At 75.2% G+C, this 25,201-nt stretch carries 21 protein-coding genes; 11 read left to right on the top strand and 10 right to left on the bottom strand.

Annotated elements, in window-relative coordinates; all coding sequences use genetic code 11:
* The first annotated feature begins 42 nt into the window (after positions 1 to 42).
* Positions 43 to 1,647: an alkaline phosphatase D family protein gene (locus LG943_RS09225; RefSeq protein ID WP_270071801.1), complete on the top strand. Its 1,605-nt coding sequence runs from the start codon at positions 43 to 45 to the stop codon at positions 1,645 to 1,647.
* Positions 1,648 to 1,787: 140 nt separating this feature from the next.
* Here the strand turns inward: LG943_RS09225 and LG943_RS09220 are convergent, their stop codons facing one another.
* The 3 genes from LG943_RS09220 to LG943_RS09210 all read right to left on the bottom strand — a co-directional run bounded on the left by LG943_RS09220 (position 1,788) and on the right by LG943_RS09210 (position 4,588).
* The gene (locus LG943_RS09220) at positions 1,788 to 2,462 is read right to left on the bottom strand and encodes an RraA family protein (RefSeq protein WP_408648570.1); all 675 of its coding nucleotides are present in this window, start codon (positions 2,460 to 2,462) and stop codon (positions 1,788 to 1,790) included.
* A 203-nt stretch (positions 2,463 to 2,665) separates the two neighbouring features.
* Positions 2,666 to 3,541, bottom strand: a complete 876-nt coding sequence (folP, locus tag LG943_RS09215; RefSeq protein WP_270071800.1) for a dihydropteroate synthase — start codon at positions 3,539 to 3,541, stop codon at positions 2,666 to 2,668.
* Positions 3,542 to 3,640: 99 nt separating this feature from the next.
* The gene (locus LG943_RS09210; protein WP_270071799.1) at positions 3,641 to 4,588 is read right to left on the bottom strand and encodes an Lrp/AsnC family transcriptional regulator; all 948 of its coding nucleotides are present in this window, start codon (positions 4,586 to 4,588) and stop codon (positions 3,641 to 3,643) included.
* 375 nt (positions 4,589 to 4,963) lie between these two features.
* Here LG943_RS09210 and LG943_RS09205 point away from each other — a divergent pair, with 375 nt between their 5' ends.
* Entirely contained in the window at positions 4,964 to 6,547 is a 1,584-nt protein-coding gene (locus LG943_RS09205) for an LCP family protein (RefSeq protein ID WP_270071798.1), read from the top strand.
* 210 nt (positions 6,548 to 6,757) lie between these two features.
* Here the strand turns inward: LG943_RS09205 and LG943_RS09200 are convergent, their stop codons facing one another.
* Positions 6,758 to 7,306 carry a flavin reductase family protein gene (locus LG943_RS09200; RefSeq protein WP_333486346.1) on the bottom strand — a complete coding sequence of 183 codons (549 nt, stop codon included), beginning with the start codon at positions 7,304 to 7,306 and terminating at the stop codon, positions 6,758 to 6,760.
* Between the two features lie 372 nt (positions 7,307 to 7,678).
* On the opposite strand from LG943_RS09200, the gene LG943_RS09195 reads away from it, so the two are divergent.
* Positions 7,679 to 8,455, top strand: a complete 777-nt coding sequence (locus tag LG943_RS09195) for a hypothetical protein (protein WP_270071797.1) — start codon at positions 7,679 to 7,681, stop codon at positions 8,453 to 8,455.
* 410 nt (positions 8,456 to 8,865) lie between these two features.
* Here LG943_RS09195 and LG943_RS09190 read toward each other — a convergent pair whose 3' ends face one another.
* Positions 8,866 to 10,245, bottom strand: coding sequence for an MFS transporter (locus tag LG943_RS09190; RefSeq protein WP_270071796.1), 1,380 nt, complete (start codon positions 10,243 to 10,245; stop codon positions 8,866 to 8,868).
* Positions 10,246 to 11,186: 941 nt separating this feature from the next.
* Here LG943_RS09190 and LG943_RS09185 point away from each other — a divergent pair.
* The 3 genes from LG943_RS09185 (at position 11,187) to LG943_RS09175 (ending at position 15,826) form a co-directional block, all read left to right on the top strand.
* Positions 11,187 to 12,638, top strand: coding sequence for a TldD/PmbA family protein (locus tag LG943_RS09185; protein ID WP_408648573.1), 1,452 nt, complete (start codon positions 11,187 to 11,189; stop codon positions 12,636 to 12,638).
* Positions 12,635 to 14,062, top strand: coding sequence for a metallopeptidase TldD-related protein (locus LG943_RS09180; RefSeq protein WP_270071794.1), 1,428 nt, complete (start codon positions 12,635 to 12,637; stop codon positions 14,060 to 14,062). The genes LG943_RS09185 and LG943_RS09180 overlap by 4 nt, the downstream gene beginning before the upstream one ends.
* A gap of 288 nt (positions 14,063 to 14,350) precedes the next feature.
* Positions 14,351 to 15,826: a serine hydrolase domain-containing protein gene (locus LG943_RS09175; RefSeq protein WP_270071793.1), complete on the top strand. Its 1,476-nt coding sequence runs from the start codon at positions 14,351 to 14,353 to the stop codon at positions 15,824 to 15,826.
* A 99-nt stretch (positions 15,827 to 15,925) separates the two neighbouring features.
* Here LG943_RS09175 and LG943_RS09170 read toward each other — a convergent pair whose 3' ends face one another.
* On the bottom strand, positions 15,926 to 16,135 hold the full coding sequence (locus LG943_RS09170; RefSeq protein ID WP_270071792.1) for a dodecin: 210 nt from the start codon (positions 16,133 to 16,135) through the stop codon (positions 15,926 to 15,928).
* A 480-nt stretch (positions 16,136 to 16,615) separates the two neighbouring features.
* Here LG943_RS09170 and LG943_RS09165 point away from each other — a divergent pair, with 480 nt between their 5' ends.
* Entirely contained in the window at positions 16,616 to 16,909 is a 294-nt protein-coding gene (locus tag LG943_RS09165; protein WP_333486345.1) for a hypothetical protein, read from the top strand.
* 73 nt (positions 16,910 to 16,982) lie between these two features.
* Here LG943_RS09165 and mobA read toward each other — a convergent pair whose 3' ends face one another.
* The 3 genes from mobA to LG943_RS09150 all read right to left on the bottom strand — a co-directional run bounded on the left by mobA (position 16,983) and on the right by LG943_RS09150 (position 19,503).
* Positions 16,983 to 17,597, bottom strand: coding sequence for a molybdenum cofactor guanylyltransferase (gene mobA, locus LG943_RS09160; protein ID WP_270071791.1), 615 nt, complete (start codon positions 17,595 to 17,597; stop codon positions 16,983 to 16,985).
* A 92-nt stretch (positions 17,598 to 17,689) separates the two neighbouring features.
* On the bottom strand, positions 17,690 to 18,232 hold the full coding sequence (locus tag LG943_RS09155) for an NADAR family protein (RefSeq protein WP_270071872.1): 543 nt from the start codon (positions 18,230 to 18,232) through the stop codon (positions 17,690 to 17,692).
* Positions 18,233 to 18,315: 83 nt separating this feature from the next.
* Complete coding sequence (locus LG943_RS09150; protein WP_270071790.1) at positions 18,316 to 19,503, bottom strand: RtcB family protein; 1,188 nt, start codon at positions 19,501 to 19,503, stop codon at positions 18,316 to 18,318.
* A 356-nt stretch (positions 19,504 to 19,859) separates the two neighbouring features.
* Here LG943_RS09150 and LG943_RS09145 point away from each other — a divergent pair, with 356 nt between their 5' ends.
* Positions 19,860 to 21,011, top strand: coding sequence for a methyltransferase domain-containing protein (locus LG943_RS09145; protein ID WP_270071789.1), 1,152 nt, complete (start codon positions 19,860 to 19,862; stop codon positions 21,009 to 21,011).
* Positions 21,012 to 21,188: 177 nt separating this feature from the next.
* Here LG943_RS09145 and moaA read toward each other — a convergent pair whose 3' ends face one another.
* Positions 21,189 to 22,178, bottom strand: a complete 990-nt coding sequence (gene moaA / locus LG943_RS09140) for a GTP 3',8-cyclase MoaA (protein ID WP_270071788.1) — start codon at positions 22,176 to 22,178, stop codon at positions 21,189 to 21,191.
* A 370-nt stretch (positions 22,179 to 22,548) separates the two neighbouring features.
* Here moaA and LG943_RS09135 point away from each other — a divergent pair, with 370 nt between their 5' ends.
* The 3 genes from LG943_RS09135 to LG943_RS09125 all read left to right on the top strand — a co-directional run bounded on the left by LG943_RS09135 (position 22,549) and on the right by LG943_RS09125 (position 25,133).
* Positions 22,549 to 23,028, top strand: a complete 480-nt coding sequence (locus LG943_RS09135; protein ID WP_270071787.1) for a cation:proton antiporter regulatory subunit — start codon at positions 22,549 to 22,551, stop codon at positions 23,026 to 23,028.
* Positions 23,029 to 23,037: 9 nt separating this feature from the next.
* Positions 23,038 to 24,201, top strand: a complete 1,164-nt coding sequence (locus LG943_RS09130; RefSeq protein WP_270071786.1) for a cation:proton antiporter — start codon at positions 23,038 to 23,040, stop codon at positions 24,199 to 24,201.
* Positions 24,202 to 24,302: 101 nt separating this feature from the next.
* Entirely contained in the window at positions 24,303 to 25,133 is an 831-nt protein-coding gene (locus LG943_RS09125) for an alpha/beta hydrolase (RefSeq protein WP_270071785.1), read from the top strand.
* Positions 25,134 to 25,201: the final 68 nt, after the last annotated feature.

Here is a 25,201-nt window from a genome sequence, read left to right as displayed (position 1 = left end):
CGGACACCGCAGGACCCCGCCCATCCCCGCTGGAGGTTCGTCTTGCCCGCCATCCTACCGTCCGCGCGCACCGCCGCGTGGCTGAAACGGCGCCGGTTCCTGGGAATCGGCACCGCCTCGGCCGCGGCCGTCGCGCTGGGCACCGGCCTGTTCGCCTCGGCGCCGGCCTCCGCCGACAACCGCCGCTCCCCCGGCTACCCCTTCACCCTCGGCGTCGCCTCGGGCGACCCCGCCCACGACGGGTTCGTCCTGTGGACGCGGCTGGCGCCCGAGCCGCTGGCCGAGGACGGTTCGGGCGGCATGCCGCCCGAGCCGGTCGACGTGGAGTACGAGGTGGCGCTGGACGCCAAGTTCAGCCGCGTGGTGCGGCGCGGCACCGCCGTCGCCTCCCCCGAACTGGGCCACTCGGTGCACCCCGAGATCACCGGGCTCAGCCCCGCCCGGGAGTACCACTACCGGTTCCGCGCGCTCAACGAGGTCAGCCCGGCGGGGACCGCCCGCACCGCGCCGCCGCCGACCTCGCTGACCGGCGGGCTGGCGTTCGCGTTCGTGTCCTGCCAGAAGTGGGACCAGGGCCACTACACCGCCTACGAGCACCTGGCCCAGGAGGACCTGGACCTGGTGCTGCACCTGGGCGACTACATCTACGAGTACCCCATCGAGGGCGACCTGCGCGGCAGCGTGCCCGACCACCTGCTGGTGGAGACCACCCGGCTGGAGCACTACCGGGTGCGCTACGCGCTGTACAAGTCCGACCCCCACCTCCAGGCCGCCCACGCCCGGTTCTCCTGGGTGGTCACCCCCGACGACCACGAGGTCGACAACAACTGGGCCGACGAGATCTCCCAGGACGACGACCCGCCCGCGGAGTTCCTGGACCGGCGCGCCCAGGCGTTCCAGGCGTACTACGAGAACATGCCGCTGCGCCGCGCCTCCATGCCGGTGGGCCCCGACATGGGCCTGCACCGCCGCCTGGCCTACGGCCAACTCGCCGACTTCACCATGCTCGACACCCGCCAGTACCGCGACGACCAGCCCTGCGGCGGCCGGATCGTGGACGACTGCCCCGAGCGGTTCGCCGAGGACCACTCCATCCTGGGCGAGGCCCAGCGCGAGTGGCTGGTCGACGGGTTCCGCCGGTCCCAGGCGCGCTGGCACGTGCTGGGCAACCAGTCGCCGATGACCCAGACCGACCACCTGGAGGGCGAGGCCGAGCGGGTGTGGACCGACCCCTGGGACGGCTACGCCGCCGACCGCGAGCGGGTGCTGACCGCCGCCGTGGACCAGGGGGTGCGCAACCTGGTGGTGGTCACCGGCGACCGCCACCAGAACTACGCGGCCGACCTCAAGGCCGACTACCGCGACGAGGACGCGGCCACGGTGGCCGCGGAGTTCGTGGGGACCTCGGTGGCCACCGGCGGCGACGGCCAGGACGTCGGCGAGCAGGGGCGGGCGTTCCTGGCGGCCAACCCGCACTTCCACTTCGTCAACGAGCAGCGCGGCTACGTGCGCTGCCGACTGACGCCGCGCGAGTGGCGCACCGACTTCCGGGTGGTGCCCTACGTGAGCCGGCCCGGCGCGCCGGTGTCGACGCGGGCGACCTTCGTGGTCGAGGACGGGCAGCCGGGCGTGGTGCAGTCGGCCTGACCTGACCCGGGCGGGGCGGCCCGGGGGCGCCTACCGGCCGCGCCCGCGCGGTGCGGCCGGGCGCCCCCGCCGCCGCGCGGGCGCCGGGCGGCCGGCGCTTGATCCGTTGCCGGGCGATACGCCGCCGGCGGTCCGGCGCCTCAGCCGGCGCGTTCGGCCGAGCGGGGGGCGCTGACGGCGGCGCCCTCCCAGCCGGCCACGCGCGAGGGGTCGAGGTTGAGCAGGTCCAGGGTGGACTTGCCCGCGCCCAGGGCGTCGAGGACCCGCTGGTCGCGGGAGACCGACTCCACGGCCGCCGCCACGATCTGGGTGACCCGCCCGCGCGGCAGGCACACCACGCCGTCGTCGTCGGAGACGATCCAGTCGCCGCGGCGCACCGGCGCGGGCAGGTGGTCGGTGTTGAGCACGATCTCGCGGCCCACGGCGCCGCCGGCGTCGTGGCCGGGTTCGCGCACCGAGACCCCGGCGCTGACGACGGGCAGCCCGGTGCGGGCGATGGCGGCGACGTCGCGCACGCAGCCGTCCACCACGATCCCGGCGACACCGCGCAGGCGGGCGGCCACCGCCAGGATCTCGTCCACGTAGCCGTACTCGGGCTCGCCGGAGACGTCCACGACCAGCGCCGACTCGCGCGGCGCCTGGGCGACGGCCACGTGGACGGCGAGGTTGTCGCCGGGGGCGCAGCGCACGGGCAGCGCCGCGGCGGCGAAGGCCGCGCCGGGCCAGACCGGGAACAGGTGCGAGCCCAGCGGCCGCGCGCCGGACCGAGTCAGCGCGGCCGTCCCCATCGCCGTCAAGGTGTCCGCAAGCGCCACGTCAGCCTCCCATTGCAACCGCGCCTGGCGGGCCGCCCGTCCGCGGGGCCGCGGGAACCGCCCCGGGGGCGGTCCCGTGCGGCGCGCGGCGCGGGGAGGGCCACGGCACCTCCCCGGCGACCCGGCTGTTCATATACTCATGGGTAACTTAAGCGTGACGCAAGACATACCGCGCGGAAATCCGCAAAAAACGCTACCGGCGGTTACACCCCGCTGTCCTGCCCGCCCGTCGCGGTGAGGGCGGCCACGGCGTCCAGCGCGGCGCGGGCGGCGGCCACGTCGTGCACCCGGAACACCGCCGCGCCCTGCCACGCCGCAACGGCCAGCACCGCCAGGGTGCCCGCGCGCCGGTCGCCCACCGGGGCGTCCAGCGTCTCGCCGATGAAGTCCTTGTTGGAGGCGGCCACCAGCACCGGCCAGCCGGTGCGGACGAGTTCGCCGAGCCGGCGCGTGACCTCCAGCGAGTGGTAGGTGTTCTTGCCGAAGTCGTGGGTGGGGTCGATCAGCACCCGGTCGGGCGGCACCCCCAGCGCCACCGCGCGGCGGGCCAGGGCGGTCACCCTGGCCACCACGTCGGCGACCACGTCGCGGTAGCGCACCCGGTGGGGGTCGGTGCGCGGCCCCAGTCCCCCGGTGTGGCTGCACACCAGGCCCGCGCCCGCCTCGGCGGCCACGGCGGCGAGGTCGGGGTCGGCGCCCGACCAGGTGTCGTTGACCAGGTCGGCGCCGGCCTCGGTGCAGACCCGCGCCACCTCGGCGCGCCAGGTGTCGGCCGAGAGCACGGTGGCCGGGTGGCGCTCGCGCAGCCGCGCCAGCAGCGGCGCGGTGCGGTCGATCTCCTCGGCGGTGCTCACCGGGGCGCCGCGCCCGGCCTTGACCCCGCCGACGTCGATGATGTCGGCGCCGTGTGCGACGGCCGCGTCGGCGGCGCGCAGCGCGGCGTCGAAGCCGAAGGTGGCGCCCGCGTCGTAGAAGGAGTCGGGGGTGCGGTTGAGGACCGCCATGACGGCGGGGCGGCCGGGACCGAACTCCCGGCCGCGCAGCCGCAGCACCCCGTGGGGGGCACAGCCCTCGGCCATGTCCGCCTTTCCGCGCCGCCGCGGAACCCCTCCCCGCCGGCGCCCGAATCGACGCCCGGCACCCCCTCCGGCACCGGGCGGGCGCGCCCGCGCGCCCGGTCAGCGCGCCGCGCCGACCACCGCCTCGGCCGGCGCGGCGGGCTCGCCCGAAGCGGGGGCGGCGCCGCCGCCCCCGCGGCGCTCCTTGGCCACCACCAGGTGCTCCCAGGTCTCGACGTAGCTGACCTCGGGGCAGGCCCGCACCGACTCCAGCGCCTCCACCAGCGAGGCGCGGTCGGGCGCGGTGGCGGTGCCGACGAGGTCGTAGCGTCCGAACCCGGTGGCGAGGAAGGACACCCCCGCCAGCGTACCCAGCCGGGCCGCCACCGCGGCGGCGTCGCCGCGGCAGCGCACACCGAATCCGACCTGCTCGTTGGCGCCCACCACCGAGGGCTCCACGATGGCGGTGACGTGGACGACCCCGGCGTCGATCAGCCGCACCACCCGCGAGCGGGCGGCGGCCTGCGACAGCCCGACCTGGCGCGCCAGCTCGGCGTAGGAGGCGCGGCCGTCCTGCTGGAGGTGGCGCACCAGCCGCCAGTCCAGCGGGTCGATGGCGATCTCGCGCAGCGGCCGCACGCTGCTGTAGGCGTCCTTGACGATGGCGCCGCCGCGGAACGTCTCGGCGCCCTCCACGCCGGGCAGCGCCCGCAGGTCGCCCAACTCCGCCGACAGCGCGTCGTCGTCGCGCACCCGGACGTGGGCCACGACCGGGAACCGGCCGGCCGTCTGCGCGGCGAAGACGACCGCCTCGCGGGCCGACAGGTCGTCCAGGACCGGCCGGACCGGACCGGAAACACGGAATGAAATGTGGGCGAACACCTCCATTCCCAGGACACCGGCGTGCAGGACCCCCACGATCCGGATCGCCCCCGCGCAGACCAACTGCCTGACGCGCGCCCGCACCGCCGTCCGGGACAGTCCGACTCCGTCCGCCAGCGCCTGGTATGTCGCCCTTCCGTCCGCTTGCAGCGCCCTCATGAGCGCGGCATCGACCGCATCGAGCACGATGGCATGCCTTTCCCTCGCATGTCGGCGCCCTTTCCCCCCGGGCGCCGCCCCTCCCTGCGGCCAGATCATGGCAGTTGTGGCGACGGTTAACTACTGATCACGAAAGAAACAAGGACGACTTTGGCCCTCCATGCTCGGAGATAGCGACATTCGGCTTCATTCAGTCACGTATGCCGACATCGCAGACACGTAACGAACAGGCCGTGGTTCGCCTCACGTGTGCGAACAACTCCGGCAAAGCGAGACACTGTTGTCCGGCATGTTCGGCGCTCCGTGCGGTAGGAGAAGGGGAAGTATGTCCTTCCGCGCCGTGGTTCGTCCGCGAATCGGGTGAGGGCGCCTCAGGGGACGGGCGGGTCAGAAGGGAATCCCATGGCACAGCGAGGGGACCGATCGGAGCCAGGGGGGCCTGCGACCGCCGCCCGGCCCGCGAGTACCTGGCGAGCGCTGCTGTGGACGGCGGGTTCGCTCCCCCTGCCCGGCCTGGCCCACCTGCGCATGCGCCGGCGCGTGCTCGGCTGGACCGTGCTGGGCTGCTACCTCGCCCTGATCGCCGCCCTGGTGGTGGCCGGCGTGCTGCTGATGCGCGGCGACCTCGCCCAGGGCGCCCGCCTGGCGGTGCAAGGCCGCTACCTGGCCGCGGTCTCCGTCGGGGTGTTCGCGGTGGCCGTGGTGTGGATGACCGTCGTCGTGCACTCCTGGGTGATCACCCGGCCCCCGTCCTCGGGCCGGGCCGCCCGCGCCGGCGGCGCGGTCCTGGTGGCGGTGCTGTGCCTGTGCGTCGCCGCGCCGGCCGCCCAGGCGCTGCGCACCACCTACACCGCCTACGACACCATCAACTCGGTGTTCGGCCCCGAGGACGAGGACGCCCCGCCGCACGACGCCGCCAACCCGTGGGGCGACCGCGACCGCGTCAACGTGCTGCTGCTGGGCGGGGACTCCGGCAGCAACCGCTACGGCATGCGCACCGACAGCATGATCGTGGCCAGCATCGACGTCACCCACGGCGACGTCGTGCTGATCGGCCTGCCGCGCAACCTGGAGAACGCCCAGTTCCCCAAGGACACCGCGCTGGCCGAGGCGTACCCACCGCCCTACGGGTTCGACAACCTGCTCAACGAGGTCTACCAGACGGTGGCCGAGGACCCCGAGCGGCTGGCCATCGACCCCTCGGCCAAGGACCCGGCGGCCGACACGCTCAAGCACGTCATCGCCAACCTCACCGACCTGGACCTGGACTACTACGCCCTGGTCGACATGAAGGGGTTCGAGTCGCTGATCGACGCCATCGGCGGCATCGACGTGCACATCGACGAGCCCATCCCCTACGGCGAGGAGGGCGACGTCCTGGAGGCCGGCGACCAGCACCTCGACGGCAACGAGGCGCTGTGGTACGGGCGCAGCCGGGTCAACAGCGACGACTACGCGCGCATGGGCCGCCAGGGCTGCCTGCTGATGTACGTGGCCGAGCAGACCGAGCCGACCACCGTGCTCACCAGCTTCCAGGAGTTGGCGGGGGCGACCAAGCAGACGCTGCGCACCGACATCCCGCAGTCCAAGCTGCCGGCGTTCATCGACCTGGCCGAGCTGGTCACCAGCGAGGGCGAGATGTCCACCCTCCAACTGTCGCCGCCCCAGGTCAACACCGCCCACCCCGACTGGAAGCAGATCCGCGACCTCATCCAGGACGCGATCAACGAGCAGGAGGAGGCGCAGGCCGCGCCGGGCAACGAGGCCGCCGAGGACGACGCCGTGACGCCCAACGCCTCGCCCAGCGGGAGCGGCCCGGCCGACGAGCGCCCCGCCGACGGGCAGGACGGCCAGCAGGGGCAGGGGCAGCAGCAGGGCCAGGCGACCGAGTGGCAGGAGTACACCGGCCTGGCCGAGCCCTCCCCCACCACCCCGGGCCGCCAGGTCGGCGAGGACGCCACCTCGCTGGAGACCATCTGCCCCTGACACGTTGAGACCGCCGCGCGCCGGGCGCGGGGGCGCCCGGATCCGGGTCCTCCCCCGCGCCCGGCGGCGCGTCGGGGGTCGGGACGCGTCCGGGGCCAGGTGCCCAGCGGCGGCATGGCCGACCCCCTGCGCGGGGACACCACGTGGTACCGGGGCGCACGGGGACACCACGCGGATCCGGCGGGCGGGAACGCCGGCCGAGGGAGCTGATCAGACCGTGAAGCGGCCGTAGCGCCCGCGGTGGTAGAGCAGCGGGCGCTCGGTGTCCTCCGACACGTGCGCCTGCGCCACCCGGCCCACCACCAGCCAATGATCGCCCACCGCCAGCACGTCGTGCTTGAGGCACAGCACGTGCCCGGCCGCGCCCTGGAGCAGCGGCAGCCCGTCGGCGCCGCGCCGCCACCGGGTGGGGTGGGCGAAGCGGTCGATGCCGGGCGTGGCGAACCGCGCGGCGACCTCCCGCTGGTCCTCGGCGAGGATGTTGACGGCGAACGAGGACGCCTGGCGCAGGGCGGGCCAACTGCCCGAGCGGTCGTTGATGTAGAAGGACACCAGCGGCGGTTCGAGGCTGACGCTGGTGAAGGAGGTCGCGGTCACGCCCACCGGTCCCCGGGCGCCCTCGGCCGTCACCACGACCACGCCGGCGGCGTGGGCGCCCATGACGCTCCGGAAGGCGTCGGCCGTCAGCGCGCCGTCGCGGGACAGCCGCCGCTCGCCGTGGTCGTCCAATCCGGTTGCCGCCTCCGCCGAAGTGCGCACGCACGCCTCCATCCGCCGGCCGGTCCGGCCGGGTCGTCGTCCTGGGGTGCGGTCCGTGCCGCGCCCGGTCCCCTTCGCACAGCCGCCACCGCCGCGCCGGTATTCCCCTGCGGGGCGGGAGGAACGGCACCCGGGCGGCGGTGGCGGCCCCGGGCCGCGCCCGCGCCGGCACGGCCGGGGCGGGCCACCCGGGCGCGCGGCGGACGACGCCCGGCCGGGGCGGACACGCTCCGTGGCGCACCTCACGTGCCGGCCGTCCGGCGAACCGGCCGTGACGCGGGCCTGCGGCGGTAGCCCGGATGACTCAAACCATCACCGAACGTAACAAACATAAGGGGGACTTCCGCCAACAAGCCCGCTAAAGTCCGGCATATGCACTCGCACAGGAGGTCGCGGCCCGGCCGGGCCCGCCGCGCCCTGGTGCTCGTCGTGGTCGTCGCCCTGTGCGGAACAGGGCTGGCGGCCGCCGCGCCGTGGCTGCTGGCGCAGGCGGGCATCGATCTGGACCGCACCGCGCTGCCGTGGGCCGACCCGTGCTCGGTCGAGACCGACGAGGGCACGGTCATGCTCACCCTGGCCGAGGCCCGCCGCGCCACGACGGCGGTGGCGCTGGAGGCGCGCGGCGAGGAGGGGCCCGACACCTCCGGCATCGATCCGGCGGTCCTGCGGCGGCTCCGCGAAGGCCCGCCCGACGACGCCGGACCGAGCCTGACCTGCCGCGCCTCCGTCGCCGACGGCCTGGAGCGCGAGGGCCTCACCGAGACCGGGCTGACGCCGCGCGCGCAAGCCGTGCTCGACGCGATGGGCGAGGTTTTCGGCGAGATGAGCCTGGGCGGCTACGAGCCGGGCGGGATCGGCACCGGCCACGGCGAGGACTCCGCGCACTACGACGGCCGCGCGATCGACGTCTTCTACCGCCCGGTCACCGAGGAGAACCGGCGGGAGGGCTGGCTGCTGGCGCACTGGCTGGTCGCCCACGCCGAGGAACTGCACGTCGCCAACGTCATCTTCGACGACAAGATCTGGAACGCCCGGGGTTCACGCGGCGGCTGGTGGCCTTACCGCTCCCCCGACCCCAACAACGACATCCTGCGCCACCTCGACCACGTGCACGTGGACGTCCACGAGGGCGGCGACAGCGCACGCTGATGCGGAGCGGCCGGGCGTGTGCCGGGACTGCGGCGCGTCGGACCGAGGCACCAAGACCAAGCGCGGCGCGGGGCCGGACAGCGCCCCGGCCCCGCGCCCGGCTCACCCATGCTGTGTTCGCGTGAGAGGCCGCCGCCAAGCCGAGCCGACCCAGCCCACCCGGCCCATCGCCGCCGCCCCGTCGCCCGCGCCGACCGCTGGCGCGCCAACCGATCACCGCTCACCCATGCCATCCGCCGCCTCGCCACCCCGTCGTGTGCTTCGCGCATCGGCGTACGGTCCGATGACACCCGACCCGGGCAACCGCCGCCCTCACCGCAATCAACGCAACCGGGCACGGCCGCGAACGCGTCTCGCGTTCGCGGCCGTGCCGCTTTCGTGGGCCGAGTGCCCGGGTTGATCACACGGGGTCAGACGTCGGCGGCCATGCGCGCCTCGCCGACCGCGACCGCCGGTCCGCCGACCGGCGAGGGAGCGGCCTCCCCGACCTCCTCCCGGACGGGCGCGTACCCCTCCTGCGTCGGGACCGAGGGGCCGGTCGCGTCGGTCGTCGGAACCGGGTCGGTGGCGAAGACAACGCCGGTCCCGGTACCGGCGTCGGCCACGGGCGCCGCCGCCCATCCGGCGGCCGCCGCGAGCCCGGCGGGCGCGCCGCGCCGGGTGGCGCGGGCGGCCACGGCCAGCGGCGCAAGGGCCGCGACGGCGATCACCCCGCCGACCACGGCCAGCGTCCCGGTGCCCGCCGCCTCGATGACCCCGCCGCCGACGATCCCTCCGGCGCCCATACCCAGCCACATCACGGCCGCGTTGAGCGCCACCGCCGACCCGGCGGCGGCGGGCGCGGCGTCGATGAGCTTGGCCTGGACGGCGGGCAGCACGCCCCAGCCGCCCAACCCCCACAGCGCCAGGGCCGCGACCGTGGGCACCACCGCACCGCCCGTGAAGGGCAGCGCGAACAGTCCGGCCGCCAGGAGCACGAGAGCGCCGAGCATCGTCGCGTCCGAGCCGATGCGGTCGGTCGCCCAGCCGGAGGCGACGTTGCCGAGCGCACCGGCCAGGCCGTAGACGACCAGCAGCGCGCTCAGCTCGCCGGGGTCGGGGCTGCCCAGGTCGGACAGGACCGGGACGACGAAGGTGTAGACGGCGAAGTCGCTGACGGCGGCGAGGAGCGACACCCCCAGGACGGCGGGCACGGTGGCGCCCCGGAGGACGCCGAACCGGGCGCGCAGCGGGATCCGGGGCAGCGGATCGGTGCGCGGCAGGGCGGGCAGGGTCGCCATGGCGGCCAGCCCCAGCAGCGCGATGGCGGCGTAGACGCCCTGGGGCCCCACGGGCCCGGCGAGGGCGACCCCGGCGGGCACGCCGAGCACCGTGGCCAGGGTGGACCCGGTGACCACGAGCGCGACCGCGCTGCCGCGCCGGTGCGGGGCGACCAGGTCGGCGGCCGTGACGACGGCCAGCGGGGTGAACGTCGCGGCGCCGATGGCGGTGACGACACGGGCCGCGAGGAGCGCCTCGAACCCGGGCGCCAGCGCGGTCAGCAGGTTGCCCGCCGCGCACAGGACCAGGGCGGCGGCGAGGAGCCGACGGCGGTCGCAGTGCCCGAACAGGGTGGACAGCACGGGCGCGGCGAGCGCGTAGGTCAGCGCGTAGACGGTGACGAGTTGCCCGGCGAGGGACACGGTCACGTCGGTATGGGAGGCGATATCGGAGAGCATTCCGGCGATGACATAGGCACCGGTGGCAACGGCGAAGTTACCGAGAGCGAGGGCGAGAATCCTCACCGACATGGCGGCTCCTGCGGACAAAAAATGCAGTGGGTGGGTTTTAGGGGTCGCCGGAATTCCGAGCGGCGTTGTCGAACGCGCCGTCGGTAATTCGGGCAGGGTTGTTCAGCCCGCGAATGCGATTGCCCGTGCCACCCGAATTCGGGCATGGCTGATCGCGTTCACCGACTGAGTCGCAGTATGTTCACATCGTGAACGGTCGCCGGAGTGCCCGCCGACCTACGGTGGGCATGCCCCAGAGCCCCTTACCTGCCAGGGCGTACCGCAGCAGGCAGAAGCGCTGTCGTGTAGGACGACGAGTATGCGCCGTGGCGCCACTCCGATTTCCCAACCACGGACCGAGTCCGCGCCTGGGGATGGAAAGCCTCACCCGGCCCGGACCACCGATGGTGGACCGTGATGACCGCGTGACATAACCAAGCTAACAGCCGAGGAATGCCGAACGCGACCCATGGCAACCCCGAATTTCGGTGGCCCATGCCACACCCCGACCCGTAAACGAACGGCGGGCCTCAGGCGACTTTCACGTTCCCCCCACGCACCCCTCGGAGGGAGTACCGTCGTCCTGGCCGCAGGAGCGGCAAGTGACCAAAAGCGCTACCCCACGCCGAAGAACCCCCAGGTCAACAAGGGTGCTCCCCGCACGCGCGGGGATGGCCCGACCGGCGCCGCCGACCGCGGCGACATCGGCGGGTGCTCCCCGCACGCGCGGGGATGGCCCCCCGGACGTCATCGCGGCGTGCGGGCCGATCGAGTGCTCCCCGCACGCGCGGGGATGGTCCCCCGGTACTCGTCGCTCATCGGGGTTCCTCTCCGTGCTCCCCGCACGCGCGGGGATGGTGCCCCGAATGCCCTGTTCGTTCCGTGAATCTGGCTCCGGGTTGCGTCTCTCGTTAGGTTGGGGGACTGTGCCTGACATTGATGCTGACTTCCTTGCCCTGCCGATGCGGCAACTGGCCGACGCGGCGTTGCAGGCGGCCCGGGAACTCGGGGCCGATCATGCCGACTTCCGGTTGGAGCGGATCCGGGGGCGCTACATCTCCCTCTCCGACGCCGAACTCGACAGTGAGAGCGACACCGATACCCTCGGCTTCGCCGTCCGGGTGATCCACAACGGCGTCTGGGGGTTCGCCGCCGACACCGTCCTCACCGTCGACGCCGCCGTCGCCGTGGCCCGCCGGGCGGTCGAGGTGGCGGCCGTGTCCGCCGCCGCCAGTACCGAGCGCGTCGAACTCGCGCCCGAGCCGGCCCACCGCGACGTGACCTGGGTGTCCTCCTACACGGTCGACCCCTTCACCGTGACACCGCGCGAGCAGACCGCGCTGCTCGCCGGCTGGAGCCGCCGCCTGCTGGAGGACAGCCGCGTCGACCACGTCGACGCGTCCTTCGAGGCGGTCAAGGAGCAGAAGTTCTACGCCGACACCGCCGGCACCGTCACCACCCAGCAGCGGGTGCGCATCGCCCCCGAGGTCGAGATCGTCGCCACCCGCGACGGGCGGCTGGACAGCATGCGCACCATCTCCGCGCCCGCCGGGCGCGGCTGGGAGTACACCGCCCAGGTGGAGCCCGAACTCGACGCCCTCCCCGAACTGCTCGCCGAGAAGCTGGCCGCCCCCAGCGTCGAGGCCGGGCGCTACGACCTGGTCATCCACCCCTCCAACCTGTGGCTGACCATCCACGAGTCCATCGGCCACGCCACCGAACTGGACCGCGCGCTGGGCTACGAGGCCGCCTACGCGGGCACCTCCTTCGCCACGCCCGACCAGCTCGGCACCCTCCGGTACGGCTCGCCGATCATGAACGTCACCGGCGACCGCACCGCCGAGAACGGCCTGGCCACCATCGGCTACGACGACGAGGGGGTCGCCACCTCCTCCTTCGACCTCATCCGCGAGGGCGTGCTCGTGGGCTACCAGCGCGATCGGCGCATCTCCCGCCTCCAGGGCTACGAGTCCTCCAACGGCTGCGCCCACGCCGACTCCCCCGCCACGATGCCGATCCAGCGCATGGCCAACGTGTCGCTGGCCCCCGACCCCGACGGCCCCTCCACCGACGAGCTGATCGCCGGGGTGGAACGCGGGATCTACATCGTGGGCGACAAGAGCTGGTCCATCGACATGCAGCGCTACAACTTCCAGTTCACCGGCCAGCGCTTCTACCGCATCGAGAACGGCCGCCTGACCGGCATGCTGCGCGACGTCGCCTACCAGGCCACCACCACCGACTTCTGGAACTCGATGCGCGCTCTGGGCGGGCCGCAGACCTACGAGCTGGGCGGGTCGTTCATGTGCGGCAAGGGCCAGCCCGGGCAGGTCGCGGCCGTCAGCCACGGCTGCCCCACGGCGGTCTTCTCCGACATCCGGGTTCTCAACACAGTGCAGGAGGCAGGGCGATGAGCGGGACCGCTCCTCAGGCGGTGGTGGAGCGGGCGCTGGAGCTGGCGCGCGCCGACGAGTGCATGGTGCTGGTGGAGGAGACCTCCTCGGCCAACCTGCGCTGGGCGGGCAACTCGCTGACGACCAACGGCGCCACGCGCGGGCGCACGGTCACCGTGGTCGCGCTCAACCGCACCTCGCGCGGCGTGGCCGTCGGCACCCGCTCGCGCACCGGTGTCCGCGACGACGAACTGGAGGACCTGGTCCGTGCGGCCGAGGCGGCCGGCGAGGAGGCGCTGCCGACCGACGACGCGTCGCCGCTGCTGACGCCCGAGGACGCCTGCGCGCCCGCCAAGGCGACCCCGTGGGACGCGCCGGCGGCCGCCACCGACATGTCCGCGTTCTCGGGGGTGGCGCCGGGCCTGGGCCGCGCCTTCGAGCGCGCCGGCGCGGGCGGGCGGCGCCTGTACGGCTACGCCGAGCACACGGTGACCTCGACGTTCCTGGGCACCTCGACGGGGGTGCGGCTGCGCCACGACCAGCCCACCGGCACGATCGACGTGAACGCGAAGTCCGCCGGGGAGGCGGAGTCCGGGCCGGGCACCGGCCACTCCGCCTGGGTGGGTCAGGCGACCCGGGACTTCTCCGACGTGGACGTCGACGCGCTGGAGCACGAGCTGGGCCGGCGGATCGGCTGGGCCGAGCGCCGGGTGGACCTGGCGGCCGGGCGCTACGAGACCATCCTGCCGCCCAGCGCCGTGGCGGACATGATGGCCTTCCTCTACCTCAACGCCAACGGGCGCGACGCCGCCGAGGGGCGGACGGTGTTCTCGGCGCCCGACGGGGGCACCCGGGTCGGCGACCGGCTGGCCACGCTGCCGCTGACGCTGTTCAGCGACCCCCACCTGCCGGGGCTGGAGTGCTCCCCGTTCGTCTCGGCGACGGCGCCGGGGCGCCGCGTCACGGCGTTCGACAACGGGCTGCCGCTGCGGCGCACGGAGTGGATCTCCAGCGGTGAACTGGCGGCGCTGACGCAGACCCGCCGCACCGCCGAGACCACCGGGCTGCCGCTGACGGCGTTCATCGGCAACCTGGTGCTGTGGCAGGCCGACGGCGCGGCCACGGTGGACGAGATGGTGGCCCAGACCGAACGCGGCCTGCTGCTGACGTGCCTGTGGTACATGCGTACCGTGGACCCGCAGTCGCTGCTGCTGACCGGGCTGACCCGCGACGGCGTCTACCTGGTGGAGAACGGCCGGGTCACCGGCGCGGTGAACAACTTCCGCTTCAACGAGTCGCCGGTGAGCCTGCTGGAGCGGGCGGTGCAGGCGGGGGCCACCGTTCCGGCGCTGGGCCGGGAGTTCGGCGACGGGTTCACCCGCACGGCGATGCCGCCGCTGCGCGTGCCCGACTTCAACATGTCCACGGTGAGCCAGGCGTCCTAGGCGCGCCGCCGGCGCGCCGGAGGAGGCCGCCGGGACGCGCGGGAGGGGCCGCCGACCCTGGGGTCGGCGGCCCTCGCGGCGTTTTTGGGGGGCGGGCCGGGGCGGAGGTCGGGGATGGCCCCCAGGGGCGGGTGCGGGGAAGGCCGGGGCCGGGCCAGGGGCGCTCCCTGACCCGGACGGCCCGGTGCCGCTGGGAGGGTGGCACCCGATCGCCGGGCGCGGGCGGCCGGGAGCGGCCCCCGCGCCCTGCCTCCCCCACTCTCCACCCTCAACGACGAAAGCCTCCCCATGCGTGTGCCGGCCGCTGTCCTGTCCCTCCTCCTGGCCGTGTCGGCGGCCCTGGCCCCGGCGGGGCCGGCCGCCGCCGACCCGGGCGGGCCGGGTGGACCGGGCGGGTTGGATACGGCCGAGGTGGACGCCTTCGTGACCGCCTACCTGGACCGCCACGGGCTGCCGGGGGCCGCCGTCGCCGTGGTCCGCGACGGCGAGACCGTCCACGAGGCCGGCTACGGCGCGGACGGCAACGGCGGCCGGCTCACCGAGCACAGCCGGCTGCGCATCGGCTCGGTGTCCAAGTCCTTCACCGCGTTCGCCGTCCTGCGGCTGGTGGACGAGGGCCAGGTCGAACTGGACGCGCCGGTGGACCGCTACCTGCCCGGCTTCCGGCCCGGCGCCGGCATCACGCTGCGCCACCTGCTGGCGCACACCTCGGGGCTGCCCAACCCCACCGTCGTGGCCCCTGCGGAGTCGCTGGAGGAGGGCGTCGCCCGGATCGACGGCTGGGACCTGTCCGCCGAACCCGGCGCGGCCTACGCCTACAGCAACGCCAACTACTGGGTGGCGGCGCGGGTGGTGGAGGTGGTCGCCGGGCAGCCGTTCGACGCCTTCCTGGCCGATCAGGTCTTCGCGCCGCTGGGCATGGCGGACACGGTCGGCACCGCGACCACGCGCGAGCCGGTCGAGGGTCTGGCCCAGGGGCACGTCACCGCCTACGGCGGCGCGCTGCCCCTCACCGGGCCGCAGGAGATGAACAGCGGGGCGGGCGGCGTGGTCAGCACGGCCCACGACATGGCCGCCTGGCTGGCGATGCAGCAGCGCGGCGGGACCGCGCCGGACGGCCGGCGGCTGCTGTCCGCCGAACTGGTCGAGGAGTCCCGCACCCGCCAGCCCGGCGCGGGCCGCGCGGGGCTGGGCTGGCGGCACAGCGGGCCGGGCGTCGCGCCCGCGCGCGTCTCGCACAGCGGGGTGGTGCCGGGGTTCAACGCCCAGCAGGACCTGGTGACCGGCAGCGGCTACGGCGTGGTGGTGCTGCTGAACAGCTACACCCCCTCGCGCGAGCAGGCCTACGAACTCAGTTCGGGGATCATCGAGTTGACCGAGGGGCGCGCCGCCGACCCCGGCGCGCCGACCGCCACCGTGGTCGACCTGGTCCTGGGCGGGCTCACCGCGGCGGGGCTGGGGCTGGGCGTCCTGGGGGTGCGGCGCTCGGGCCGGTGGGCCGCGCGGCGCGCCGCCTGGCCCGGGTGGCGGTTCTGCCTGCGCCTGCTCCCCCAGTCGGCCGCGCCGGCGCTGGCGGTGCTGCTGTTCGGGGTCGCGCCCGCGCTGGAGGGCAACAGCTACACCCCGGCGGACGTGTTCGGGCTGTGGCCGGCGCTGACGGTGCTGGTGGCGGTGCTTGCGGCGGTGGGAGCGGGGGTCGCGGCCGCCCGGGTCGCTGCCCGGGTGCGGCATGCTGCGCCCGGCGCAGGGGAGGCGCGGCGGTAGCCGCGAAGGGCGCGGCCACCGCCCCCGCCGGGCGCAGGGTCGCGGTGCGCCGTCCGCGCGGCGGCCGGTGCCGGCCGCCGGGCGGCGGGCGCCGGCGCGCTATTCGTCCAGCCGGAACCCGACCTTCAGGCCCACCTGGAAATGCCCGACCTGGCCGTTCTCCAGGTGGCCGCGAATCTCGGTGACCTCGAACCAGTCGAGTTCGCGCAGGGTGGCGGCGGCCCGCTCGATGCCGTTGCGGATCGCCTGGTCCACGCTCTCGGTCGAGGTACCCACGATCTCGGTGACGCGGTAGGTGTGGTGCGACATGCGGCTCCCTTCCGTAGGTGCTCGGTTGCACACTGCCCGCCGCGCGTGGCGGCAATCACCGGTTCGGCACGCATGCGGCGTCGGCGCGGGTGGTGCGGCGGATTGCGGACGGACCGTCGGCGGGGGCGCGGGTGACCGCTTCGTCGCCCTGTGACTCCTGTGGGTAATGCACCTTTCCTGCCTGTTCAGGACCATTGATGTACTGACCTGCTGGACTTTCCCGAGACCACGTCGTAACTAAGTCTTGACGTACACAGGGGGTTGTCGGTGTAGATTGGGCCTCAGCGCTTCGGTCCCCCGTCGAAGCGCTGGGCCGGTGTTCCGAGCCCCCGTCGGAACACCGTTGCGACGTCGGGTGGTTTGCCCCCGTAGCCACCCGACGTCGCTTTTTTGTGCGCCAAAGACCGTGCCGTGGCATGCTCGTGACCGGCACCTGACCGACGAGCGGAGGCACCCGCCCCGCTACGACTGGGGAGCGGCGTGGACACCAGCGCACCGGCACCGGGGGACGGCGGCGAACACCGCCCCGAGCACACCGAGCCCGCACCGGGCGGCGGCCCCGCCGGGGCGCCCGAGCCCGAGATCCTGTGCTCGCGGCGCGGCTGCCGCGCACCGGCGGCCTGGGTGCTGGTGTGGAACAACCCCCGCATCCACACCGTGGACCGCCGCAAGACCTGGACGGCCTGCGACGACCACCGCGACTACCTCGCCGACTTCCTGAGTGTGCGCGGGTTCCTGCTGGAGACGGTCCCCTTCGCCGACTTCACCGGCTGACGGCCGCACCCGTCCCTCTTACCCGCCGCCTCCGTCAGGCGTCCACCGCCGCGCGCGCCCGAGGCGCTCCCCCTCACGCCGAGGGGCCGCCGGGCGCCTCGGGCGGATCGGCCGGTACCGCCGTTTGGGCCGCGGCCAGGTCCTCGGGGGTGTCGCAGTCGAACGCGGCGCGGGCGCCGTCGGCCAGGGCGGCGGCCGGGACCGGCGCGGGGCCGAGCGACCCGAGCAGGCCGCGCAGGGAGCCGCCGGTGTAGCCGGCCAGGGCGGCGCGGACGCGCTCGGTGCGCCAGGCGCCCAGCAGCCACTGCTCCCGGCCGTCCGCGTCCAGCAGCACCGCGCCCGTGCCGTGGCGCCGGGCCGCCGCCAGCAGCGCGGCCAGGTCCTCGGGCCGCACGAACGGCAGGTCGCCGGCCAGCAGCGCGAACCACGGCCGCCGCACGCAGGCGAGCCCGGCGCGCAGCGCGGGCACCGGACCGGCGCCGGGCGGGTCCTCGCGGACGTAGCGCGCGGCGGGGCGGTCGCGCGGCGGACCCACGACGACCAGTTCCTCGGCCGCACGCGCCGCGGCGGCCACCCGCTCCACCAGCGGCGTGCCACCGACCCGGAGGCCGGGCTTGTCGCCGCCGCCCATGCGCCGGGCGGCTCCCCCGGCCAGGACCACGGCGTCGAACGGCTCCGCTGCGGGCATCGCACCCTCCTCAACGCTGGGCCACCCGCCCCCAGCATGCCACCGGCGGGGGCGGCCGTGCCGGGGCGCCCGCGCGCGGGCGCCCCGGCCCCTCAGGTCGCGAGTTCGGCCCGCGCGCGCATCAGGGCGAACCCGAGCAGGTTGGGGCCGCGCCACCGCGCGGGGTCGGCGGCGCGGTCGTCGTCGGCGGCCAGGCCGATCCCCCAGACCCGGTCCACGGGGCTGGCCTCGACCAGCACCCGGCCGGAGGTTGCCTGGAGGAACGCCCCGAGGTCGGGGTTCTGGGCGAACTTGTGCACCGAGCCGCGGACGACGATGTCGAAGGCGTGGGCGTCCCAGACGTCCTGGTCGAAGCCGCGGACCTCGCGGCCCACGGCCTTGGCCGCGCCGGGGTGGGGCGCGGCCAGGACCCGCCGCAGGGCGTCGTCGTCGCCGAACAGCCGGGCCTTCTGGGCCATCATCCAGTGCTCGGCGGTGGGGTAGGCCACCCCCTCGACGGTGAACCCGGCCGGCCACCACTGGCTGAGGCAGCCCGGCCCCACCGATCCGTCGCGGGCGGGCCGGTGGCCCCAGAAGAACAGGAACCGGTGCCGCTCGCCGCGCGCCACCCGCGCGCGCAAGTCCTCGGCCGACAGCGGTTCGGCCGCCTCCGGCGGGGTCGTGCCCTCCACCGCTCACTCACTCCTTCCCATCGGCCGGCGCCCGCCCAGCAGCGGGGTCAGCCCTTGACGCACACCACCTGGCGCAGGTGGGCGACGACCTCGACCAGGTCGGTCTGGGCCTCGATCACGGCGCTGATGTCCTTGTAGGCGGCCGGGATCTCGTCGAGGACCCCGACGTCCTTGCGGCACTCCACGCCCCGGGTCTGCTCCACGAGGTCGGCCTCGGTGAAGCGCCGCTTGGCCTTGTTGCGGCTCATGCGGCGGCCGGCCCCGTGGGAGGCGGAGTCGAACGCGGCGGGGTTGCCCAGCCCGCGCACGATGTAGGTGCCGGTCGCCATGGAGCCCGGGATGATCCCGAGGTCGCCCGTGCCCGCGCGGATCGCGCCCTTGCGGGTCACCAGCACCCGGACGCCGTCGTACTCCTCCTCGGCGACGTAGTTGTGGTGGCAGGAGATCCACTGGTCGAACCGCACGCCCGGCACCGTGGCGCGCAGGACGTCGCAGGCCAGGCCCATCATGATGTCGCGGTTGCGGCGGGCGTAGTCCTGCGCCCAGAACAGGTCGCGCCGGTAGTCGTCCATCTCGGGCGTGCCGGCGACGAACACCGCGAGGTCGCGGTCGGGGAGGTCCTGGTTGTGCGGCAGGCGCCGCGCGCGCTCGATGTGGTGCTCGGCCAACTCCTTGCCGATGTTGCGCGAGCCCGAGTGCAGCACCAGCCACACCGCGCCGCCGTCGTCCAGGCAGACCTCCAGGAAGTGGTTGCCCCCGCCCAGGGTGCCCAACTGGCGGGCGGCGCGCTCGCGGCGGTGGTGCACGGGCCGCGCCAGGGAGTCGAACCCCGACCAGAAGTCGTCCCAGCCGGCCGTGCGCAGGCCGTGCACGCGGCGGGGGTCGACCGGGCGGTCGTGGGCGTGGGGGCCGACCGGGATGGCGGCCTCCAGCCGCGAGCGCAGCCGCCCGAGGTCGTCGGGCAGGTCGGCGGCGGTCAGCGTGGAGCGCACGGCGGTCATGCCGCAGCCGATGTCCACGCCCACGGCGGCGGGCGAGACGGCGTCGCGCATGGCGATCACCGAGCCCACGGTCGCGCCCTTGCCGTAGTGGACGTCGGGCATCACGGCCAGGCCGTGCACCCACGGCAGCCGGGTGACGTTGCGGAGCTGGTCCATGGCGGCGGACTCGACGGTGTCAGGGTCGGCCCACATGCGGATGGGAACCCGCGCTCCGGGGACCTCGGTGTAGGGCATGGGGCCACCTCCTCGATGGATGCCGGTGCGGTGCGCGACTACCCCATGATCGCGCCCACCTATGACGCCAGAGGCGGCCCCGGCGGGGCAACCGGTTTTCCGCACCGGACCTGGCCACCGGGTCGGACGCCCGCCGCCACTTCCCCGGCCGGGCCGAGCCCCCTGTGACGAGGGCCGACGCGCACACGCCCCGTCACACGCGGTCGCACCGGGTTACCGTGCTCGCGGCGGCGCCGAGGGCCGGGGCCGCCGGCCCGGGAGGCGGACATGGGAGAACGCGAGGACACCGGCGACCGCGGCGGCCGCGCGACCGGCGCGGCCGCCGGCCCGCCCCCGGCCGGGCCGGGGGCGGCGTAGTGGCCGACGACCTCGTCGCCCGGCTGCGCGCCGCCGGCGCGATCGGACCCGACTGGACCGAGGCGTTCGCGCACGCCCCCCGCGCCCGGTTCATCCCCGACACCGTGTGGGACCTGGGGCGCAACCGCGTCGACCGGGCCGCCGCCCCCGAGCGGTGGCGGGAACTGGTCGAGACCGACGCCGCGATCGTCACCCAGTTCGACGACGGCGACGGCAGCGGTCGCGGCTACGTCACCTCCAGCGCCTCCATGCCCTCCCTCGTCGCGCTGATGCTGCGGGAGCTGGCGGTCGAGGCGGGCATGCGCGTGCTGGAGATCGGCACCGGCACCGGGTGGACCGCCGCCCTGCTGAGCGCCCGCCTCGGCGACGAGCGGGTGACCACCGTCGAGGTCGACCCGGCGCTGGCCGGGCGCGCCCGCGCCGCCCTGGCCGCCGCCGGGTTCCACCCGTGCGCGGTGGTGGGCGACGGCACGGCCGGGTGGCCGGAGCGGGCGCCGTTCGACCGGGTGATCGCCACGGCGGCGGTGCGGTGGGTGCCCCACGCCTGGGTGGCCCAGACCCGGCCCGGCGGCAGGATCCTCACGCCGTGGGGCACGGCCTTCCACAACGGCACGCTGCTGCGCCTGGAGGTGGCCGGCGACGGCACCGCGCACGGGCACTTCGACGGCGACGCGGGCTTCATGTGGGTGCGCGGCCAGCGCACCCCGCACGGCGCCGTGGAGGACCGCGTCCTGCCCGGCCACGACTACGCCGAGACCGCCACGGCGCTGCACCCCTACGAGGCGGTGGGCGACTTCGACGCGTCGTTCGCGGTGGGGCTGCGCGTCCCCGACACCGCGTGCACGGTGGTCTGCGACGGCGACGACCCCGCATCGGAGTGCTTCACGGTGTACCTGGCGGCGCCGGAGGCGGACTCGTGGGCGTCGTGGCGCGTCACCCCCGACACGGTGGGGGCCTACCGGGTGCGCCAGCACGGGCGCCGGCGCCTGTTCGACGAGGTCGCCGCGGCCTATGCCTGGTGGGTGGGTGCCGGGCGCCCCGCGCACTCGCGCTTCGGGGTGACGGTGGGGCCGGCGGGCCAGCGCGTGTGGATGGCGACCGGGCGCGGCGAGCGCGGCCGGCGCGTCCCCGTGGCGGACCGCGGCCGCTGAGCGCGGCGGGCGCCGGGGGCAGGGGCGGTCCGGACCGAGCCTGAGCGCCGGGGGCGGCGGGCGGCGTCCGGCGCCCGAGATGCGGCGGGGCGGGGTGCGGCGGGCGGGCCGTGGTGCGGTGCGCCCCCGGGGCGCGCTTCCCCCTTCGGGGAGACCGGGGACGGACGCGGGGCGGGGTCAGCCGCCGATGGCCGACATCGGGCGGGCGGGTTGCAGGAAGCTGGGGTCGTTGATCCCGTGTCCGGGCAGCTTGGCGGCCACGGCGGCGCGCCAGCGGTCGGCGATCTCCTCGTCGGTGCCGCCGCCGCGCAGCAGGGGCCGCAGGTCGGACTCCTCGCGGGCGAACAGGCAGTTGCGGATCTGGCCGTCGGCCGTCAGCCGCACGCGGTCGCAGGCCCCGCAGAAGGGCCGGGTGACCGAGCCGATGATGCCGACGGTGGCCGGGCCGCCGTCGACGTGGAACAGTTCGGCCGGGGCGCTGCCGCGCGTGTCGGCGTCGGCGGGCTCCAGGTCGAAGTGGACGCCGAGGCGGTCCAGGATCTCGTCGGCGGTGACCATGGTGTCGCGGCGCCAGCCGTGCTGGGCGTCCAGCGGCATCTGCTCGATGAAGCGCAGTTCGTAGCCGTGGTCCAGGCAGTAGCGCAGCAGGTCGGGGGCGTCGTCGTCGTTGACGCCGCGCATCAGCACGCTGTTGACCTTGACCGGGGTGAGCCCGGCCGCGGCGGCGGCCGCCATGCCGTCGAGGACGTCGGTGAGCCGTCGGCGGCGGGCGAGCTTCTCGAAGACGTCGGGGCGCAGGGTGTCGAGGGAGACGTTGACGCGGTCGAGGCCGGCCTCGGCGAGCGCGGGCGCCGTGCGGGCCAGGCCGATGCCGTTGGTGGTCAGGGCGGTGTGGGGGCGGGGCCGCAGGGCGGTGGTGGCGGCGACGATGCCGACCAGGCCGCGGCGCAGCAGGGGTTCGCCGCCGGTGAAGCGGACCTCCTCGATGCCCAGGCGGGTCACGCCGATGCCGATGAGGCGGACGAGTTCGTCGTCGGTCAGGAGGTCGTCCTTGGGCAGCCACTCCAGGCCCTCGGGGGGCATGCAGTAGGTGCAGCGGAGGTTGCAGCGGTCGGTGAGCGAGACGCGTAGGTCGGTGGCGACTCTGCCGTAGGAATCGGCCAGCATGGGGCGTCACCTCTCTGATTCGTTGGCTGCCGGGCGTCGACAGGTGCGGATGCGTCGGTGGTGACGTCACCTGACTCATGCCCGCAGCGCTTCCAGCCTAAAAGATGCCTTCTTCGCCCTGTCTGGGGAATCCTGAGCGATAGCGGACGATTGTCGCGTTCGTCGATTTCGCGAATTCCGTCCGGCCGGTGGGACGGCCCGCTTCCCCTCCGGCGGCCCGCCAACCCGTCCCGCTCTGACCGGAACCGGCCCGCCACCTCAGCGGGGGCGTACGCGTCGGCCGCGCGGCGGCGCCACGCACGGTGCCCGCGCCGTCTCCCCGGGTGCGCGGGCGCGGGTACGCCGCCCCGCCGCCGGGAATAGGTGCGCCATGGAGGTCACCGAGGTCCTGCTGCCCGGCGTGGGCATCCGCTACGAGTTCACCACCGCGCGCGGCGCGCGCATCGGGGTGGTGGCGCGCCGCAACGGCGACACCGAACTGCTCAGCTACAGCGGCGGCGACCCCGACACCCCCCGCCACCTGCTCCACCTGACCCGCGAGGAGGCCGAGACCGTCGCCGAGATCCTGGGCGCGCCGCGCATCGCCGAGCGCTTCGCCGACCTCACCCGCGAGGTCCCCGGCCTGGTCTCGGGCCAGGTCGAGGTCGGCCCCGGCTCGCCCTACCGCGACCGCGCGCTGGGCGAGACCCGCGCGCGCACCCGCACCGGCGCCTCCATCGTGGCCGTCGTGCGCGGCGACCACGTGATCGCCTCCCCCACACCCGCCGAGACCCTGCGCGCGGGCGACGTGCTGGTGGTGGTCGGCACGGCCGAGGGCATCGCCGGCGTCGAGCACATCGTCGGCGCATAGCGCGGCGCCATGGAGATCTCCGTCGCCCTGTTCGTGGAACTGGGGGCCGTGCTGCTGATCGTCAGCGTCGCCTCGGCCGCCGCCCGCCGCGTGGGGCTGTCGCCGGTGCCGCTGTACCTGCTGGCGGGCCTGGCGCTGGGCGAGGGCGGGGTGGCGCCGGTGCCGGCCGCCGGCGACTTCATCGGCACCGGCGCCGCCATCGGCATGGTGCTGCTGCTGTTGCTCCTCGGACTGGAGTTCTCCCCCGAGGAGTTCACCCAGAGCCTGCGGCTGCACCTGCCCTCCTCGGTGCTGGACGCCGTGCTCAACGCCGCCCCGGGCGCGCTGGCCGGGTGGCTGCTGGGCCTGGACTGGCGCGGGTGCCTGGCGCTGGCCGGCATCACCTGGATCTCCTCCTCGGGGATCGTCGCGCGGCTGCTCACCGACCTGGGCCGGCTGGGCAACCGCGAGACCCCCTCGGTGCTGTCGGTGCTGGTCCTGGAGGACATCGCCATGGCGGTGTACCTGCCGCTGCTGGGCGCGGCGCTGGTCGGCAGCTCACCGGGGCGCACCGCGCTGGCGCTGGCCACGGCCCTGGGCGCGGTGGCGGTGGCGCTGTTCGCCTCCCACCGGCTGCGCGACCCGCTCAACCGGCTGCTGGACACCGCCGACTCCGAGCAGTTCCTGCTGCGGATCCTGGGCCTGGCGCTGCTGGTGGCCGGGGCCGCCGAGGCCGCCCACGCCTCGGCGGCGGTGGGCGCGTTCCTGGTGGGCCTGGCGCTGAGCGGCCAGCTCGCCCAGCGCGTCCGGTCGGCCGTCGAACCGCTGCGCGACCTGTTCTCCCTGGTGTTCTTCCTGGCCATCGGCCTGACGATCGATCCGCGCGACCTGCTGCCCGTGCTGCCGGCCGCCGCCGCGCTGGCCGCCGCCACCGCGCTGACCAAGGTCGCGGTGGGCTACTACGCGGCCGGGCGCGACGGGGTCGGCCGGCGCGGCCGGCTGCGCGCCGGGGCGGTGCTGATCCCCCGGGGGGAGTTCTCCGTGGTCATCGCGGGCCTGGCGGCGGGGGTGGCACCGCAACTGGTGCCCTTCGCCGCCGCCTACGTGGTCATCCTGGCCACCGCCGGCCCGGTGGCGGCCTTCCTGGTGGACCGCCCCCGCCCCGAACCGGCCGCCGACGCCGCCCCGGGCTGAGTGCGCGCGGGGCCGCCGGTCCGGCCCGGGCTGGGGGCCGACAAGCGCGACCCCGTAGGCTGCCGGTCACGTGTCGTCGGCGGGTACGGGAGGAGTCGCAGGTGGTCAGCACGCGGGAATGGGAACTGGCGGGAGGGCCCGGGGGCGCCGGGCGGCTGGCCGCGCGGGCGTGGGCGCCCGAGCGCGGGGAGCCGGACTGGCTGGCGGTGCTGGTGCACGGCTACGGCGAGCACATCGGGCGCTACACCCACGTCGCCGAGGCGCTGTGCGCCGGCGGCGCGGCCGTCTACGGCCTGGACCACCGCGGGCACGGCCGGTCCTCCGGCGAGCGCGTGCTGATCGAGGACTTCGCCGGCGTGGTCGAGGACGTGCACCGGCTGGTGACCCAGGCGCGCACCGCCTACCGCACGCTGCCGCTGGTGCTCGTCGGCCACTCCATGGGCGGGCTGATTGCCGCCCGCTACGCCCAGCTACACGGGGCCGACCTCGCCGGCCTGGTGCTGTCGGGGCCGGTGCTGGGCCGCTGGACCTCCGCGCAGCGCCTGCTGGCGGCCGCGGAGATCCCCGACACCCCCATCGACACCGACACGCTCTCGCGCGACCCCGAGGTGGGGCGCGCCTACGCCGCCGACGAGCTGATCTGGCACGGCCCCTTCAAGCGCCCCACGCTCCAGGCCATCGACACCGAGTTGCGGCGCATCACCGAGCACGGCCGCCTGGCGGGCACGCCGCTGCTGTGGGTGCACGGCTCCGACGACCGCCTGGTGCCGCTCTCCGACACCCGCGTGGGCATCGAGGCGTTCGCCGGCGACGACGTGACCGCGCGAATCTTCCCCGGCGCCCGGCACGAGGTGTTCAACGAGACCAACCGCGACGAGGTGCTGGCCGAGGTCGTGCGCTTCGCGCGGCGGTGCGCCGCCGCCCGGGGATGAGCGGGCGGGGATGAGCGGGCGGGGGCGCGGTGCGCCCCCGGCGGCCGCGCCCGGCCCCCTCCGGCCGG

It is taken from the genome of Streptomonospora mangrovi (assembly GCF_027604915.1).
Taxonomy (GTDB): domain Bacteria; phylum Actinomycetota; class Actinomycetes; order Streptosporangiales; family Streptosporangiaceae; genus Streptomonospora; species Streptomonospora mangrovi.
This window is presented reverse-complemented; position numbering and strand designations above follow the sequence as displayed.

Excerpts from the sequence above, each read along its gene's own strand:
- folP (WP_270071800.1), bottom strand. The coding sequence starts at position 3,541 with ATGGCCGAGGGCTGTGCCCCCCACGGGGTGCTGCGGCTGCGCGGCCGG.
- LG943_RS09205 (WP_270071798.1), top strand. The coding sequence starts at position 4,964 with ATGGCACAGCGAGGGGACCGATCGGAGCCAGGGGGGCCTGCGACCGCC.
- LG943_RS09195 (WP_270071797.1), top strand. The coding sequence starts at position 7,679 with ATGCACTCGCACAGGAGGTCGCGGCCCGGCCGGGCCCGCCGCGCCCTG.
- LG943_RS09190 (WP_270071796.1), bottom strand. The coding sequence starts at position 10,245 with ATGTCGGTGAGGATTCTCGCCCTCGCTCTCGGTAACTTCGCCGTTGCC.
- LG943_RS09185 (WP_408648573.1), top strand. The coding sequence starts at position 11,187 with ATGCGGCAACTGGCCGACGCGGCGTTGCAGGCGGCCCGGGAACTCGGG.
- LG943_RS09180 (WP_270071794.1), top strand. The coding sequence starts at position 12,635 with ATGAGCGGGACCGCTCCTCAGGCGGTGGTGGAGCGGGCGCTGGAGCTG.
- LG943_RS09175 (WP_270071793.1), top strand. The coding sequence starts at position 14,351 with ATGCGTGTGCCGGCCGCTGTCCTGTCCCTCCTCCTGGCCGTGTCGGCG.
- LG943_RS09170 (WP_270071792.1), bottom strand. The coding sequence starts at position 16,135 with ATGTCGCACCACACCTACCGCGTCACCGAGATCGTGGGTACCTCGACC.
- mobA (WP_270071791.1), bottom strand. The coding sequence starts at position 17,597 with ATGCCCGCAGCGGAGCCGTTCGACGCCGTGGTCCTGGCCGGGGGAGCC.
- LG943_RS09150 (WP_270071790.1), bottom strand. The coding sequence starts at position 19,503 with ATGCCCTACACCGAGGTCCCCGGAGCGCGGGTTCCCATCCGCATGTGG.
- moaA (WP_270071788.1), bottom strand. The coding sequence starts at position 22,178 with ATGCTGGCCGATTCCTACGGCAGAGTCGCCACCGACCTACGCGTCTCG.
- LG943_RS09135 (WP_270071787.1), top strand. The coding sequence starts at position 22,549 with ATGGAGGTCACCGAGGTCCTGCTGCCCGGCGTGGGCATCCGCTACGAG.
- LG943_RS09130 (WP_270071786.1), top strand. The coding sequence starts at position 23,038 with ATGGAGATCTCCGTCGCCCTGTTCGTGGAACTGGGGGCCGTGCTGCTG.